The organism is Hydrogenophaga sp. FW305-3-2-15-A-LB1 (assembly GCF_058787875.1).
The window spans coordinates 1-12,439 of record NZ_JBYTAE010000064.1 but is presented as its reverse complement, the minus strand read 5'-3'; the positions used below and the strand labels follow the sequence as shown (position 1 = coordinate 12,439).

At 70.5% G+C, this 12,439-nt stretch carries 12 protein-coding genes; 10 read left to right on the top strand and 2 right to left on the bottom strand.

Going from position 1 to position 12,439, the window contains the following annotated elements; genetic code table 11:
• Positions 1 to 4 precede the first annotated feature (4 nt).
• From AC3WPZ_RS19070 to AC3WPZ_RS19030, 9 genes are all read left to right on the top strand, one after another.
• Positions 5 to 778 carry a metal ABC transporter ATP-binding protein gene (locus tag AC3WPZ_RS19070; RefSeq protein ID WP_492441006.1) on the top strand — a complete coding sequence of 258 codons (774 nt, stop codon included), beginning with the start codon at positions 5 to 7 and terminating at the stop codon, positions 776 to 778.
• Positions 775 to 1,644, top strand: a complete 870-nt coding sequence (locus AC3WPZ_RS19065; RefSeq protein ID WP_382323668.1) for a metal ABC transporter permease — start codon at positions 775 to 777, stop codon at positions 1,642 to 1,644. The genes AC3WPZ_RS19070 and AC3WPZ_RS19065 overlap by 4 nt, the downstream gene beginning before the upstream one ends.
• A gap of 16 nt (positions 1,645 to 1,660) precedes the next feature.
• Positions 1,661 to 2,608 (top strand): metal ABC transporter substrate-binding protein, encoded by a 948-nt coding sequence (locus AC3WPZ_RS19060; RefSeq protein WP_492441004.1) that lies wholly within the window; start codon positions 1,661 to 1,663, stop codon positions 2,606 to 2,608.
• A gap of 34 nt (positions 2,609 to 2,642) precedes the next feature.
• The gene (locus AC3WPZ_RS19055) at positions 2,643 to 4,757 is read left to right on the top strand and encodes a TonB-dependent siderophore receptor (RefSeq protein ID WP_492441002.1); all 2,115 of its coding nucleotides are present in this window, start codon (positions 2,643 to 2,645) and stop codon (positions 4,755 to 4,757) included.
• Positions 4,757 to 5,734, top strand: a complete 978-nt coding sequence (locus AC3WPZ_RS19050) for an ABC transporter ATP-binding protein (protein WP_492441000.1) — start codon at positions 4,757 to 4,759, stop codon at positions 5,732 to 5,734. The genes AC3WPZ_RS19055 and AC3WPZ_RS19050 overlap by 1 nt, the downstream gene beginning before the upstream one ends.
• Entirely contained in the window at positions 5,731 to 6,960 is a 1,230-nt protein-coding gene (locus AC3WPZ_RS19045; RefSeq protein ID WP_492440998.1) for an ABC transporter substrate-binding protein, read from the top strand. The genes AC3WPZ_RS19050 and AC3WPZ_RS19045 overlap by 4 nt, the downstream gene beginning before the upstream one ends.
• Positions 6,957 to 7,985, top strand: coding sequence for a FecCD family ABC transporter permease (locus AC3WPZ_RS19040; RefSeq protein ID WP_492440996.1), 1,029 nt, complete (start codon positions 6,957 to 6,959; stop codon positions 7,983 to 7,985). Before AC3WPZ_RS19045 ends, AC3WPZ_RS19040 begins: the two co-directional genes overlap by 4 nt.
• A gap of 61 nt (positions 7,986 to 8,046) precedes the next feature.
• A complete protein-coding gene (locus tag AC3WPZ_RS19035; RefSeq protein WP_382159865.1) occupies positions 8,047 to 8,934 on the top strand; it encodes an EamA family transporter in 888 nt (295 codons plus the stop codon).
• Positions 8,935 to 9,024: 90 nt separating this feature from the next.
• Positions 9,025 to 9,576 (top strand): fasciclin domain-containing protein, encoded by a 552-nt coding sequence (locus AC3WPZ_RS19030; RefSeq protein ID WP_444688227.1) that lies wholly within the window; start codon positions 9,025 to 9,027, stop codon positions 9,574 to 9,576.
• Between the two features lie 15 nt (positions 9,577 to 9,591).
• On the opposite strand, the gene msrA is transcribed toward AC3WPZ_RS19030, so the two are convergent.
• Both msrA and AC3WPZ_RS19020 read right to left on the bottom strand, forming a co-directional pair.
• Positions 9,592 to 10,128 carry a peptide-methionine (S)-S-oxide reductase MsrA gene (gene msrA / locus AC3WPZ_RS19025; RefSeq protein ID WP_488929145.1) on the bottom strand — a complete coding sequence of 179 codons (537 nt, stop codon included), beginning with the start codon at positions 10,126 to 10,128 and terminating at the stop codon, positions 9,592 to 9,594.
• A gap of 23 nt (positions 10,129 to 10,151) precedes the next feature.
• On the bottom strand, positions 10,152 to 11,042 hold the full coding sequence (locus AC3WPZ_RS19020) for a LysR family transcriptional regulator (protein WP_492440993.1): 891 nt from the start codon (positions 11,040 to 11,042) through the stop codon (positions 10,152 to 10,154).
• 100 nt (positions 11,043 to 11,142) lie between these two features.
• Between AC3WPZ_RS19020 and AC3WPZ_RS19015 the strand changes: the two genes are divergently transcribed.
• Positions 11,143 to 12,327 carry an acyl-CoA dehydrogenase gene (locus AC3WPZ_RS19015; protein WP_492440991.1) on the top strand — a complete coding sequence of 395 codons (1,185 nt, stop codon included), beginning with the start codon at positions 11,143 to 11,145 and terminating at the stop codon, positions 12,325 to 12,327.
• Positions 12,328 to 12,439 lie beyond the last annotated feature (112 nt).

The following is a 12,439-nucleotide window of genomic DNA, read 5'->3' as shown; positions in this document are numbered from 1 at the left end:
CCCCGTGCCCGACCTTCAAGCTTCCGCCCCATCGGCCATCGTGCTGCACGACCTCACGCTGGGCTACGAGCGCCATCCGGCCGTGCACCAACTCTCGCTCACGCTGCCACCGGGTGCGCTGGTGGCGGTGGTCGGCCCCAACGGCGCGGGCAAATCGACCCTGCTGAAGGCGCTGGCCGGGCAGCTCCCACCGCTCGGCGGGCGCATCGACGGTCTGGGCACGCGCCAGCGCGTGGCCTGCCTGCCGCAACACAGCGGGATCGACCGCAGTTTTCCGATCTCGGTGCAGGAGCTGGTCCTGCTCGGCCTGTGGCACGAGGTGGGCGCGCTCGGGCGACACAGCGCCGCGCACCGCCGCGCCTGCCACGAGGCGCTGGCGGCGGTCGGCCTGCTGGGTTTCGAGCGGCGCGCGATCGACACGCTCTCCGGCGGCCAGCTGCAGCGCGCCCTGTTCGCGCGCCTGATCCTGCAGGACGCCCCGGTGGTGCTGCTCGACGAGCCCTTCGCCGCGATCGACCAGCGCACCACCCGCGACCTGCTCGTCCTGCTGCACCGCTGGCATGCGCAGGGCAAGACGGTGATCGCGGTGCTGCACGACCTGGCCCAGGTGCGCGAGCACTTTCCGCACACCCTGCTGCTGGCCCGCGAGCCCGTGGCCTGGGGCCCAACGGCCGAGGTGCTGACCGCCGACCACTGGGCCCGCGCCCTGCGGCTGCAGGAGCCGTTCGACGACGGCGCCGAGGCCTGTGGCGCCACCGGCCACGGGGTGCCGGCATGAGCAGCGCGCTGTGGCTCGACCCGTTTCTGGAGTTCGGCTTCATGCAGCGCGCGCTGCTGGGCTGCGTGCTGCTGTCGGTGAGTGCCGCGCCGGTCGGTGTGTTCCTGATGCTGCGCCGCATGAGCCTGACCGGCGATGCCATGGCCCACGCGATCCTGCCCGGTGCCGCGCTGGGTTACCTGGTGGCCGGCCTGTCGCTGGGCGCGATGACGGTGGGCGGCATCGCGGCCGGTCTGGCGGTCGCCGTCGGCTCGGGCCTGGTCGCGCGCCACACGGTGCTGCGCGAAGACACCAGCCTGGCCGCCTTCTACCTGCTCTCGCTCGCGCTGGGCGTGCTGATCGTCTCGACGCGTGGCAACAGCGTGGACCTGCTGCACGTGCTGTTCGGCACCGTGCTCGCGCTGGACGACGCCGCGCTGGCGCTGCTGGGCGGCATTGCACTCGTGACGCTGCTGGCCTTGCGCGTGCTGTACCGCCCGCTGGTGCTGGAGTGCCTGGACCCGGGTTTCCTGCGCGGCACCAGCCGCTGGAGCGCGGCCGCGCATTTCGGTTTTCTGACGCTGCTGGTGATCAATCTCGTGGCCGGCTTCCATGCCCTGGGCACGCTGATGGCGGTCGGAATGATGGTGCTGCCCGCCGCCACCGCGCGTTTCTGGGTGCGCCGCCTCGTGCCGCTGCTGGCCTGCGCCGTGGCCTTCGCGCTGTTCGCCAGCGCCAGCGGCCTGCTGGTCTCGTACCACGCCGACTGGCCCACCAGCCCGGTGATCGTGCTCAGCCTGGGCGCGATGTACCTGCTCTCGATGCTGTTCGCGCCGCACGGCCTGCTGCGCCAGCGGCGCCCCGCCCTTTCCCACCTCAAAGCCTGAAACCAAGGACCTGCTCATGACACACACCAACGCCTTCCTGCCCCGCCGCCTCACCACCCTCGCCGCGCTGGCGCTGGGCCTGGCCGCGCTCACCCCGCCGCTGCACGCGCAGGCGCCGCTGCGCGCGGTCGCCAGCTTCAGCATCCTGGGCGACATCGTGAAAGAGGTCGGCGGCGACCGCGTGGCGGTCGACGTGCTGGTCGGGCCCGGTGCCGACGCCCACGTGTTCCAGCCCACGCCGGCCCATGCGCGCCTGGTCGGCCAGGCGCAGGTGGTGTTCGCCAACGGCCTGGGCTTCGAGGGCTGGCTGAGCCGCCTGCTCAAGACCTCGGCCTACAAGGGTCGGCCGGTGACCGTCAGCCAGGGCATCCCGCCGCTCAAGAGCGAAGCCGAGCAAGGCCACGGCGACCACCACAAGGGCCACAGCCACGACGAGACCGATCCACACGCCTGGCAGAGCGTGGCCAACGTGAAGGTGTACGCGCGCAACATCGCCAAGGCCCTGTGCCAGGCCGACGCCGCCAGCTGCGACCTCTACAACCGCAATGCCCGCGCCTACGAGGTCAGGCTCAACGAGCTCGAGGCCGAGATCCGCGCGGCCTGGGCGCCGATCCCGGTGGCGCAGCGCAAGGTGATCACCTCGCACGATGCCTTTGGCTACTACGCGCGCGACCACCAGGTGCGCTTTCTCGCGCCGCAGGGCGTGAGCACCGAGAGCGAGGCCTCGGCCAAGGGCGTGGCGCAACTGGTGCGCCAGATCCGCCAGGACCAGATCAAGGCCCTGTTCGTCGAGAGCATCTCGGACCCGCGCCTGATCGAGCAGATCGCGCGCGAGACCGGCGTCAAGCCCTCGGGCGCGCTCTATTCCGATTCGCTCTCCGCGCCCGGCGGCGCGGCGCCGAGCTACATCGAGCTGATGCGCTTCAACACCCGCGCACTCACCACCGCCGTGCGCGGGCAGTGAGGACCATCCCTTTCACGATCAAGCCGAGCACCGCATGTTTCCTACCGCTTTCCGCCTTCTCCCGTGCGCGATGGCCAGCGTCTCGATGGCCGCCTGGGCCCAGACCGAGCCCGTGCCCACGCTGGAGACCGTCACCATCAGCGACACGCGCGAACGCGCCTACCGCGCCATCGTCGCGCCCACGGCCAACAAGAGCGACACCACGGTGAAGGAGACGCCCTTCTCCATCCAGACCGTCACGCGCGAGCTGATGGAAGACCGTGGCGTCACCAGCTTCGGCGAAGCCGTGCGCACCGTGCCGGGCCTGACGCCGCAGGTGGGCTGGGGCGGCAGCAACGACCGCTTCCGCCTGCGCGGCTTCGCCACTTCCGCCAACCTCAAGAACGGCTTTCGCCGCAGCGTGTTCGCCCCGGTGGACGAGCTGGTCAACATCGAACAGATCGAGGTGCTCAAAGGGCCGGCCTCGGCGCTCTACGGCCGCTTCGAACCCGGCGGCGTGGTCAACCTGGTGACCAAGCAGCCGCAGGACACCGCGCGCACACGCTACGAGCTGACCGCCGGCAGCGACCGCTTCTACCGCGCCACCGTCGACAGCACCGGCCCGATCAGCGAGACGCTGAGCTACCGGCTCACCGGCTCGTGGCAGGACAACCAGAGTTTTCGCGACTTCGTCGGCGCCGAAACGCAGTTCGTCTCGCCGGTGTTCCGCTGGCGGCCCGCGCCGCACACCACGCTGACCGCCGAACTCGAACTCGGCCGCAAGCGCGGCGCCTTCGACCGCGGCTTCGGCAACAGCCCGCTCTTCCTCGGCGTGCCCATCCACACCAACTACGCCGAAGCCGACACGAGGCTGAAAAATGACAGCGCGCTGGCCTCGCTGGTGCTCGACCACCGCCTGGACAGCGGCTGGCAGCTGCACGCGGGCCTGCAGGCCTCGTCGGCCAAGACCGACGCGCTCTGGTACCCCTTCGGCTTCAGCCCCATCACCGGCGCCGGCACCCCCAACCCGCAGGTCAACCGTCGCCAGCAACGCAGCATCGACGACCAGACCGACCTCTCGATCCTGGCCGAGGTCTCGCGCCGCTTCGAGACCGGTGGCGTGCGCCACCGCGTGCTGTTGGGCGCCGACGCCAATCGAGACACCTGGGACTTCCGCGCCGACGCCAACGTCGGCCCCTTCGGTTTCCCGACCAACCTGCCGATCGACTTGTACAAGCCAGTACACGGCACCACCGTGGTCGGCCCGCTCGTGCCCTACGACGCGTCGAACTACCGCAGCCGCAACGTGGGGCTGTACGCGCAGGACGAGCTGCAGCTGGGTGACCAGTGGCGCGTGCTGTTCGGCCTGCGTTACGACCGCTCGCGCACCTTCGCGCGCGCCGACTACCTGCCGGTCTCGGACACGCTGGCGCGCGGCGACGACGCGCTCTCGCCGCGCCTGGGCGTGACCTGGACGCCGAGCGACGCGGTGTCGCTGTACGCGAGTGGGTCGAAGTCGTTCCTCACCGAGCCCTTCAGCGGCATGCTGCGCAACGGCAGCCTGCCCGCGCCGTCGCGCGGCACGCAGCTGGAAGTCGGCGCCAAATTCAGCCTGCTCGACGGCCGCCTGGAGCCCACGCTGGCGGTGTTCGACATCCGCCGCCGCAACGGCCTGGTGTCGGACCCCACCGACTTCGACCACGTGCTGCAGGTCGGCGAGCAGCGCAGCCAGGGCTGGGAGCTGGACGTGCCGTTCAGCATCACGCCGCGCTGGCGCCTGCTGGCGAGCGTCACCGAGCTGAAGGCGCAGATCAGCCGCGACAGCGACGCCAGCCTGGTGGGCACCCTGCTGGCCAATGCACCGCGCCGCAGCGCCAGCCTGTGGACCACCTTCGATTTCAGCGGCCGCGCCGCGGGGCTGAGCGCGGGCCTGGGCGCGATCTACGTGGGCGAGCGCCAGGCCAACACCGCCAACAGCTTCGTGCTGCCCTCCTACGTGCGCTGGGACGCCAATGTGGCCTACCGCTTCGGCGCCGGCCAGCGTTACAAGCTGCAGCTCGCGCTGCAGAACCTGGGGAACAAGCGCTATTACGACTCGGGCGGCGCCTTCGTGCCGACCTACCCGGGCGCACCGCGCACCGTGCTCGCCAGCTTCGCCATGGCGCTCTGATGGGCCTGAGCACCCATGGCCTGACGGTCGGCCACGGCGGCCAGGCCCTGCTCGGCCCGCTGGACCTCGCGCTGCCCGCAGGCCGCTTCGTCTGCCTGATCGGCGCCAACGGCGCCGGCAAGTCGACCCTGATCCGCACGCTGTGCGGCATGCAGCCCGCCGTCGCCGGCGAGGTGCGGCTCGGTGGGGTGGCGCTGAACCGCATCACGGCGACCGAGCGCGCGCGCCGGCTCGCGGTGGTGCTCACCGAGCGCGTCGACGTCGCTCAGATGACCGGCCACGACCTGGCCTGCCTGGGCCGTTATCCGCACCTGGGCTGGGGCGGTCGGCTCGGCGCGGCCGACCACGCCGCGGTGCAGGCCGCGCTGCAACAGGCCGGCGCGCTGGCGCTGGCGGACCGGCTGGTCGCCGAGATGTCGGACGGTGAACGCCAGAAGGTGCTGATCGCCCGCGCGCTGGCGCAGCAGCCGCGCGTGCTGGTGCTGGACGAAGCGACCGCCTTTCTCGACCTGCCGCGCCGCATCGAGACCATGCACCTGCTGCTGGCGCTGGCGCGCGAACAAGGTCTGGCCGTGCTGCTGTCCACGCACGACCTCGAACTCGCGCTGCGCCACGCCGATGCGCTCTGGCTGATCGACGGCCAGCGCCGCCTGCACGCCGGCGCGCCCGAAGACCTCGCGCTGGACGGCACCCTGGCCGCCAGCTTCGCCGCCGAGGGCCTGGCCTTCGACCTGGAGCGCGCCGAGCTGCGCGTGGGCCGCAGCGCGGCACGCGGCATCCGCCTCGAAGGCGAGGGCATGGCGGCGGCCTGGGCACGGCGGGCGCTGCAGCGTGCGGGCTGCGCGCACGACCCCGAGGCCGCGCAGACCGTGCACGTGGTGGCACACGGCGTCTACACCCTGAGCCAGCGCGGCGAAACGCCGAGGCCCTTCACCAGCCTGGGCGCCCTGGTGGACGCGCTCGGCGGCCAAGCATGAGGCGCCTGCAGCTGATACCGCTGCTGCTGTTGTGCGGCTGCATGCAGATCGCACCGCCGCCGCGCGCGGCCTGGCCCTCGGTGGTGGTGGGCGTGGACAGCCTGAGCGACAACCTCGACGCCGCCTGCGTGGCCGAGCACCGCCCGGGCGTGGATCTGTTTCCGCACAAGACCGCCTTCACCCACTCGGTGCAGTTGCAGGTGAGCTACGGCCCGCACTACAAACGCGTGCGCTTCACGCCCAGCGTGGGCACCGGCGAAACGCTGGACTACCTGCTGGTGCAGTGCGGCACACCGGTGCCCGCGCACGGGCCGCACGAGCAGGTGATTCAAGTGCCGATACAGAGGCTGGTCACCGGCAACGCCGCCATGCTGGGCGCACTCGACGAGCTGGGCCTGGTGGACCGGCTGTACGGGGCCGAAAACACGCGCAGCGCCACCGTGCCGGCGGTGCGCGAGCGCATCGCGCAAGGCCTGGTGCACGACATGTGGGGCTACGGCCACGCCTCCATCGAATCGGTGATGGCGGTGCAGGCCGATGTGTACCTGAGCTTCTACTCCGCCTACCCGCAGGGCAACATGCACCCGCGCCTGTGGGAGCTGGGTGTGCGCGCGATCGCGCAGGCCGACCACCACGAGACCCACCCGCTGGGCCGCGCCGAGTGGCTCAAGCTGCTGGCCCTGCTGACCAACCGCGAGGCCCTGGCCAACGCGCGGTTCGACCGCATCGAGACCCAGTACCTGCAGTTGGCTGGCGTGGCGGCCACGGCGCCCGACCGCCCCCTGGTGATGGCCGGCTTCGCCGCCGGGCGCGACACCGTCGAGACCTTCGGCGGGCGCAACCAGCGCGCCCGGCTGATCCACGACGCCGGCGGGCGCTTTGCGCTCGCGGACGACGCGCGCAGCAGCAGCCTGGTGTTCGAACGATTCGAGAAGGTCTACGCGCGAGCGGCCGATGCGCCGGTCTGGCTCGGCACGCTGGGCGGCCAGGCCAGCGTGGCCACCCTGGTCGACGCCAACCCCTTGCACGGCTGGTTCCGCGCCGCGCGCGAAGGCCGCGTGTTCGCCTGGGACCAGGGCTACACCGGCGCCTGGGCCTACCCCTTCCAGGACCAGGGCATGACCCGGCCCCATGTGCAGCTGGCCGAAGCCATCCGGGCGCTGCACCCGGGCCTGCCCCTGCCGCCCCTCGTGACCGACACCCCTTTCCTGCGCCGACTGCCATGACCACCACCCCGCTCACCCCCGCCAGATTCGCGGCGATGACCCTGCTGATGCTGGCCTTGTTCGTGGCCGAACTCTCGCTCGGCTCGGTCGCCATCCCGCTGGCCGCGGTCTTCGACGTGTTGTCCGGCGGCACCGCCCATCCGGTGTGGCGCGACATCGTGCTCGGCTTTCGCCTGCCGCGCGCGCTCAACGCGCTGTGCTCCGGCGCGGCGCTCGGGGTGGCCGGCCTGCTGCTGCAGACCCTGTTCCGCAACCCGCTGGCCGACCCCTTCGTGCTCGGCATCGTGCACGGCGCGCGGCTGGGCAGCGCCCTGCTGGTGACGGTCGCGGGCGTGGCCGGCAACGCGCTGTTGCTGCGCTTCGGCCTCACCGGCGACATCGGCCTGGCGCTGGCCTCGGTGGCCGGCTCGGTGGCGGTGCTCGCGCTGCTGGCCAGCCTGTCGCGCCGGGTCGGCACCGTCACGCTGCTCATCATCGGTCTGATGCTGGGTTACCTCGCCATCGGCCTCATCAGCGTGTCGATGCACTTCATCGACGAGACCCAGGCGCGCGCCTTCAAGGCCTGGGACGACGCGAGCTTTGCCGGCGCCACGCGCCAGCAGCTGCAGATCCTCATGCCCGGCGTGCTGGTCGGCCTGCTCGCGGGCGGCCTGCTGGTGAAGCCGCTCAACGGCCTGCTGCTGGGCGAGCGTTATGCCGCGTCCATGGGCATGCGCGTGACCCTGGTCAAGCGCGGCGCGCTGCTCGCCACCGCGTGGCTGAGCGGGCTGGTGACGGCCTTCTGCGGCCCGGTGGCTTTTCTCGGCCTGGTGGCCGCGCAGGTGGCGCGCGCGCTGATGCGCAGCGCCGACCACCGCGTGCTGCTGCCGGCCGCCGGTCTGGTGGGCGCGGTGCTGGGCCTGGCGGCCGACCTGGTGCTGCACCTGCCCTGGAGCCGCCACGTGTTCCACCTCAACGCGGTGATCGGCCTGGTCGGCGCGCCCGTGGCCCTGTTACTCCTCTACCGCACACGGGCATTGCACTGAGCGCGCAGGCAGGTGGCGGGCCGCTGGCTACACTGCCGGTCTCCCCGCTTCACACCACGCCGTGCCCATCACCCACCTGCTCCTCGCCCTCTCGGTGGTGTTCGTCTGGGGCACGAACTTCGTGGTGATCCGCTGGGGCCTGGACGGTCTGCCGCCCTTCCTGTTCGCCACGCTGCGCTTCGCGCTCTCGGCCCTGCCCTGGCTGCTGTTCATCCCGCGACCGACCGCGCCCTGGCGCAAGATCGCCGCCTTCGGCGTGTTGTTGGGCGTGGGCCAGTTCGGCCTGCTGTTCCTGGCGATCCGCAGCAGCATCTCGCCGGGCCTGGCGTCGCTGGTGGTGCAGCTGCAGGTGTTCTTCACCATCGGCCTGTCGCTGTGGATCATGGGCGAGCGCGTGCGCGGCTTCCAGGTCGCGGGCCTGCTGCTGGCGCTGGCCGGCCTGGGCGTGATCGCGGCCAACCTCGACGCCTCGGTCACCCTGCTGGGCATGGGCCTGGTGCTGAGCGCGGCCTTCTTCTGGTCGCTCGCCAACCTGGTGGTGAAGTCGCTCGGGCCGGTGAACATGCTGCACTTCATGGTCTGGAGCAGCGTGTTCGCGGTGCCGCCGCTGTTCGCGCTGTCGTGGTTCGTCGAAGGCCCGCAGGCCATCGCGAGCAGCCTGCAACACGCGGACGGGCTGGTGTGGGCCAGCGTGCTGTGGCAGGCGGTGGGCAATACGCTGTTCGGCTACGGCGTGTGGAACTGGCTGCTGGCGCGCCACCCGGCGGCCACGGTGACGCCGCTGGCGCTGCTGATCCCGGTGTTCGGCATGGGCGCCTCGGCCCTGTCCCTGGGCGAGTCGCTGCCCGGCTGGAAACTCGGCGCGGCCGCGCTGGTGCTGCTGGGCCTGGCGGTGATCGTCTGCTGGCCGCTGCTGCAGGCCCGGTGGGGCCGCGCGAAACCGGCCTGAGCCCATCGCCGGGTCTTTTTTGAATCCAGTGCGGGGTCGCGCTGCGTATCTCCTTCAGCCGCAGTTCCGGCTTCAACCCAAGGAGATTCCATGATCACGCAGACCCTCAGCAAGACCGTTCTGGCCCTGGCCATCGGCACCGCATCCCTCGGCGCCTTCGCGCAAGTCATGGTCGGCGGCGCGCCCATGTTGGCCAGCAAGGACATCATCGACAACGCGGTCAACTCCAAGGACCACACCACGCTGGTGGCCGCCGTGAAGGCCGCCGGCCTGGTGGACACGCTCAAGTCGCCCGGCCCGTTCACCGTGTTCGCGCCCACCAATGCCGCCTTCGCCGCCCTGCCCGCCGGCACCGTGGACACCCTGCTCAAGCCCGAGAACAAGGGCATGCTCACCGGCATCCTGACCTACCACGTGGTGCCCGGCAAATGGGACGCCGCGGCCATCGCCAAGATGATCGCCGACGGCAAGGGCATGGCCTCGATCAAGACCGTGGCCGGCGGCACGCTGGTGGCCAAGTCGGCCGGCGGCAAGGTCACGGTGACGGATGAAAAAGGCGGCGTGGCCACCGTGACCATCGCCGACGTTTACCAGTCCAACGGCGTGATCCACGTCGTGGACAAGGTGCTGATGCCGAAGTGATGGGCCCCGCAGGACCTACTTCGCCAGGCGGGCGAAGGTCTTGCGGAATTTCGCCACCTTGGGCGCGGCCACCGCCATGCAATAGCCCTGGTGCGGGTTGCGCTCGAAGAAGTCCTGGTGGTAGGCCTCGGCCGGCCAATAGTTGAGCAGGGGCTTGAGCTCGGTGACGATGGGCTTGCCGAAGGCGTTGTCCTGGGTGAGCTCGTCGATCAGCGCCTGCGCCACCCGCTGCTGCTCGGCCGTGGTGAAGTAGATGCCGCTGCGGTACTGCGTGCCCACGTCGTTGCCCTGGCGGTTGAGCGTGGTCGGGTCGTGGATCACGAAGAAGATCTCCAGGATCTCGCGCGTGGTCACCTGCGTCGGGTCGTACTCGAGGCGCACCACCTCGTTGTGGCCGGTGGTGCCGGTGCACACCATCTCGTAGCTCGGCCGCTCGACCTGGCCGTTGCTGTAGCCCGACTCGACATCGGTCACCCCGGTCACTTCCTTGTAGACGGACTCGGTGCACCAGAAGCAGCCACCGCCCAGCACCAGCACCTGTTTGTCGCTCATCGTGTTCTCCATGGGTTGACGCCTCACTGTAATGGCTGGGCAAAGGCCCGCACCGCGTCCAGGAATGCCGCCAGCGCCGCCTGATCGCGGTCGGTCTTCCAGAGACAGTGCGTTTCATACGGCGGGGTCTGCACATCCAGCGGCACGAACACCGCGCCGGGCAGGCCGGCCTGCTGCAGCGCGGCCGGCACCAGCGCCACGCCCAGGCCTTGCGAGACCAGCGACACCACGCTGAGCCAGTGCCGCAGCTCGTAGCGGATTTCGGGCGAGAAGCCCGCATCGGCGCACAGGCCCAGGATGCGCTCGTGGTAATCGGGCGAGACCGCGCGCGACACCACCGCGAACGGTTCGCCCTGCAGCTGGACCAGCGGCAGGCGGCGCCGGCGCGCCAGCGCGTGCCCCACCGGCAGGCAGGCCACGAAGGGCTGGCTCGACACCAGGATCTGCGAGAAGCTCGCCGGCACGCGCGTGGTGTGCACGAAGCCCAGGTCCAGCCGCTCGTGCATGAGGTCGATCAACTGGTCGCTCGAACTCATTTCGCGCAGCACCAGCCGCAGGCGCGGATGGCGCGCCGCGAACCCCTGCAGGATCTGCGGCAGCCCCCGGTACAGCACCGTGCCGGCGAACCCGATCTGCAGGCTGCCCACCAGGCCCTGGGCCACCTCGCGCGCCTCGCGCGCGGCCTGGCCTGCCTGGTCGAGCAAGGCCCGCGCGGCCGGCACGAAGGCCTGGCCCGCGGCCGTGAGCTGCACGCCGCGGCTGTTGCGCGTGAACAGCTGCGCCCCGACCGAGGCCTCCAGCTGCTGGATGTTGAGAGAGAGCGGCGGCTGCGTGATGGCCAGGCGCTGGGCCGCGCGGCCGAAGTGCAGCTCTTCGGCCAGCACGAGGAAATAGCGCAGGTGGCGGAATTCCATGAATCTGAAATATATATGGATGAATACACCAACGATATTAGACAGATATTCATCAGCCGTCGACAATCGCCGCATCGCCACCCGAACACCGGAGACAAGCATGAGCACCCCCAAAGCCCGCTTCAGCTGGGAAGACCCGTTCCAGCTCGACCAGCAACTGAGCGACGACGAGCGCCAGGTGCGCGACGCCGCCCACAGCTACTGCCAGGAAAAGCTGCTGCCGCGCGTGACCGAGGCCTTCCGCCATGAGAAGACCGACGCCGCCATCTTCCGCGAGATGGGCGCCCTCGGCCTGCTGGGTCCGACCATCCCCGAGGCCTACGGCGGCAGCGGCCTGAACTACGTCTGCTACGGCCTGGTGGCGCGCGAAGTGGAGCGCGTGGACTCGGGCTACCGCTCCATGATGAGCGTGCAGAGCTCGCTGGTGATGGTGCCGATCAACGAATTCGGCTCCGAGGCGCAGAAGCAGAAGTACCTGCCCAAGCTGGCCACCGGCGAGTGGATCGGCTGCTTCGGCCTGACCGAACCCAACCACGGCTCCGACCCCGGCAGCATGGTCACGCGCGCCAAGAAAGTGGCCGGCGGCTACAGCCTCTCCGGCGCCAAGATGTGGATCACCAACTCGCCGATCGCCGACGTGTTCGTGGTCTGGGCCAAGGACGATGAAGGCGCGATCCGCGGCTTCATCCTGGACAAGGGCATGAAGGGCCTGAGCGCCCCGGCCATCCACAGCAAGGTGGGCCTGCGCGCCTCCATCACCGGCGAGATCGTGCTGGACGAGGTGTTCTGCCCCGAAGAGAACGCCTTCCCCGAGGTGCGTGGCTTGAAGGGCCCGTTCACCTGCCTCAACAGCGCGCGCTACGGCATCGCCTGGGGCGCGCTGGGCGCGGCGGAAGACTGCTACTTCCGCGCCCGCCAGTACGTGCTGGACCGCCAGCAGTTCGGCCGCCCGCTCGCGGCCAACCAGCTGATCCAGAAAAAACTGGCCGACATGCTGACCGAGATCAGCCTGGGCCTGCAGGGCTGCCTGCGCCTCGGCCGCATGAAGGACGAGGGCACGGCCGCCGTCGAGATCACCTCCATCCTCAAGCGCAACAGCTGCGGCAAGGCGCTGGACATCGCCCGCCTGGCGCGCGACATGATGGGCGGCAACGGCATCAGCGACGAATTCGGCGTGGCGCGCCACCTGGTGAACCTGGAGGTGGTCAACACCTACGAGGGCACGCACGACATCCACGCCCTCATCCTGGGCCGCGCGATCACCGGCATCCAGGCGTTTTCCTGAGCACGGCCCGCGGGGGGCCAAGGGCCCTCCGGTGCCGTCGGATATGGGGGGTGGGGTATATTACTAACCCACCGGTCATTAAAACCCCATGTCTGCCCCCACGCCCCTGACC

Coding starts and splice junctions, on each gene's coding strand:
- AC3WPZ_RS19030 (WP_444688227.1), top strand. CDS start 9,025: ATGATCACGCAGACCCTCAGCAAGACCGTTCTGGCCCTGGCCATCGGC.
- AC3WPZ_RS19040 (WP_492440996.1), top strand. CDS start 6,957: ATGACCACCACCCCGCTCACCCCCGCCAGATTCGCGGCGATGACCCTG.
- msrA (WP_488929145.1), bottom strand. CDS start 10,128: ATGAGCGACAAACAGGTGCTGGTGCTGGGCGGTGGCTGCTTCTGGTGC.
- AC3WPZ_RS19015 (WP_492440991.1), top strand. CDS start 11,143: ATGAGCACCCCCAAAGCCCGCTTCAGCTGGGAAGACCCGTTCCAGCTC.
- AC3WPZ_RS19055 (WP_492441002.1), top strand. CDS start 2,643: ATGTTTCCTACCGCTTTCCGCCTTCTCCCGTGCGCGATGGCCAGCGTC.
- AC3WPZ_RS19060 (WP_492441004.1), top strand. CDS start 1,661: ATGACACACACCAACGCCTTCCTGCCCCGCCGCCTCACCACCCTCGCC.
- AC3WPZ_RS19045 (WP_492440998.1), top strand. CDS start 5,731: ATGAGGCGCCTGCAGCTGATACCGCTGCTGCTGTTGTGCGGCTGCATG.
- AC3WPZ_RS19020 (WP_492440993.1), bottom strand. CDS start 11,042: ATGGAATTCCGCCACCTGCGCTATTTCCTCGTGCTGGCCGAAGAGCTG.
- AC3WPZ_RS19050 (WP_492441000.1), top strand. CDS start 4,757: ATGGGCCTGAGCACCCATGGCCTGACGGTCGGCCACGGCGGCCAGGCC.
- AC3WPZ_RS19065 (WP_382323668.1), top strand. CDS start 775: ATGAGCAGCGCGCTGTGGCTCGACCCGTTTCTGGAGTTCGGCTTCATG.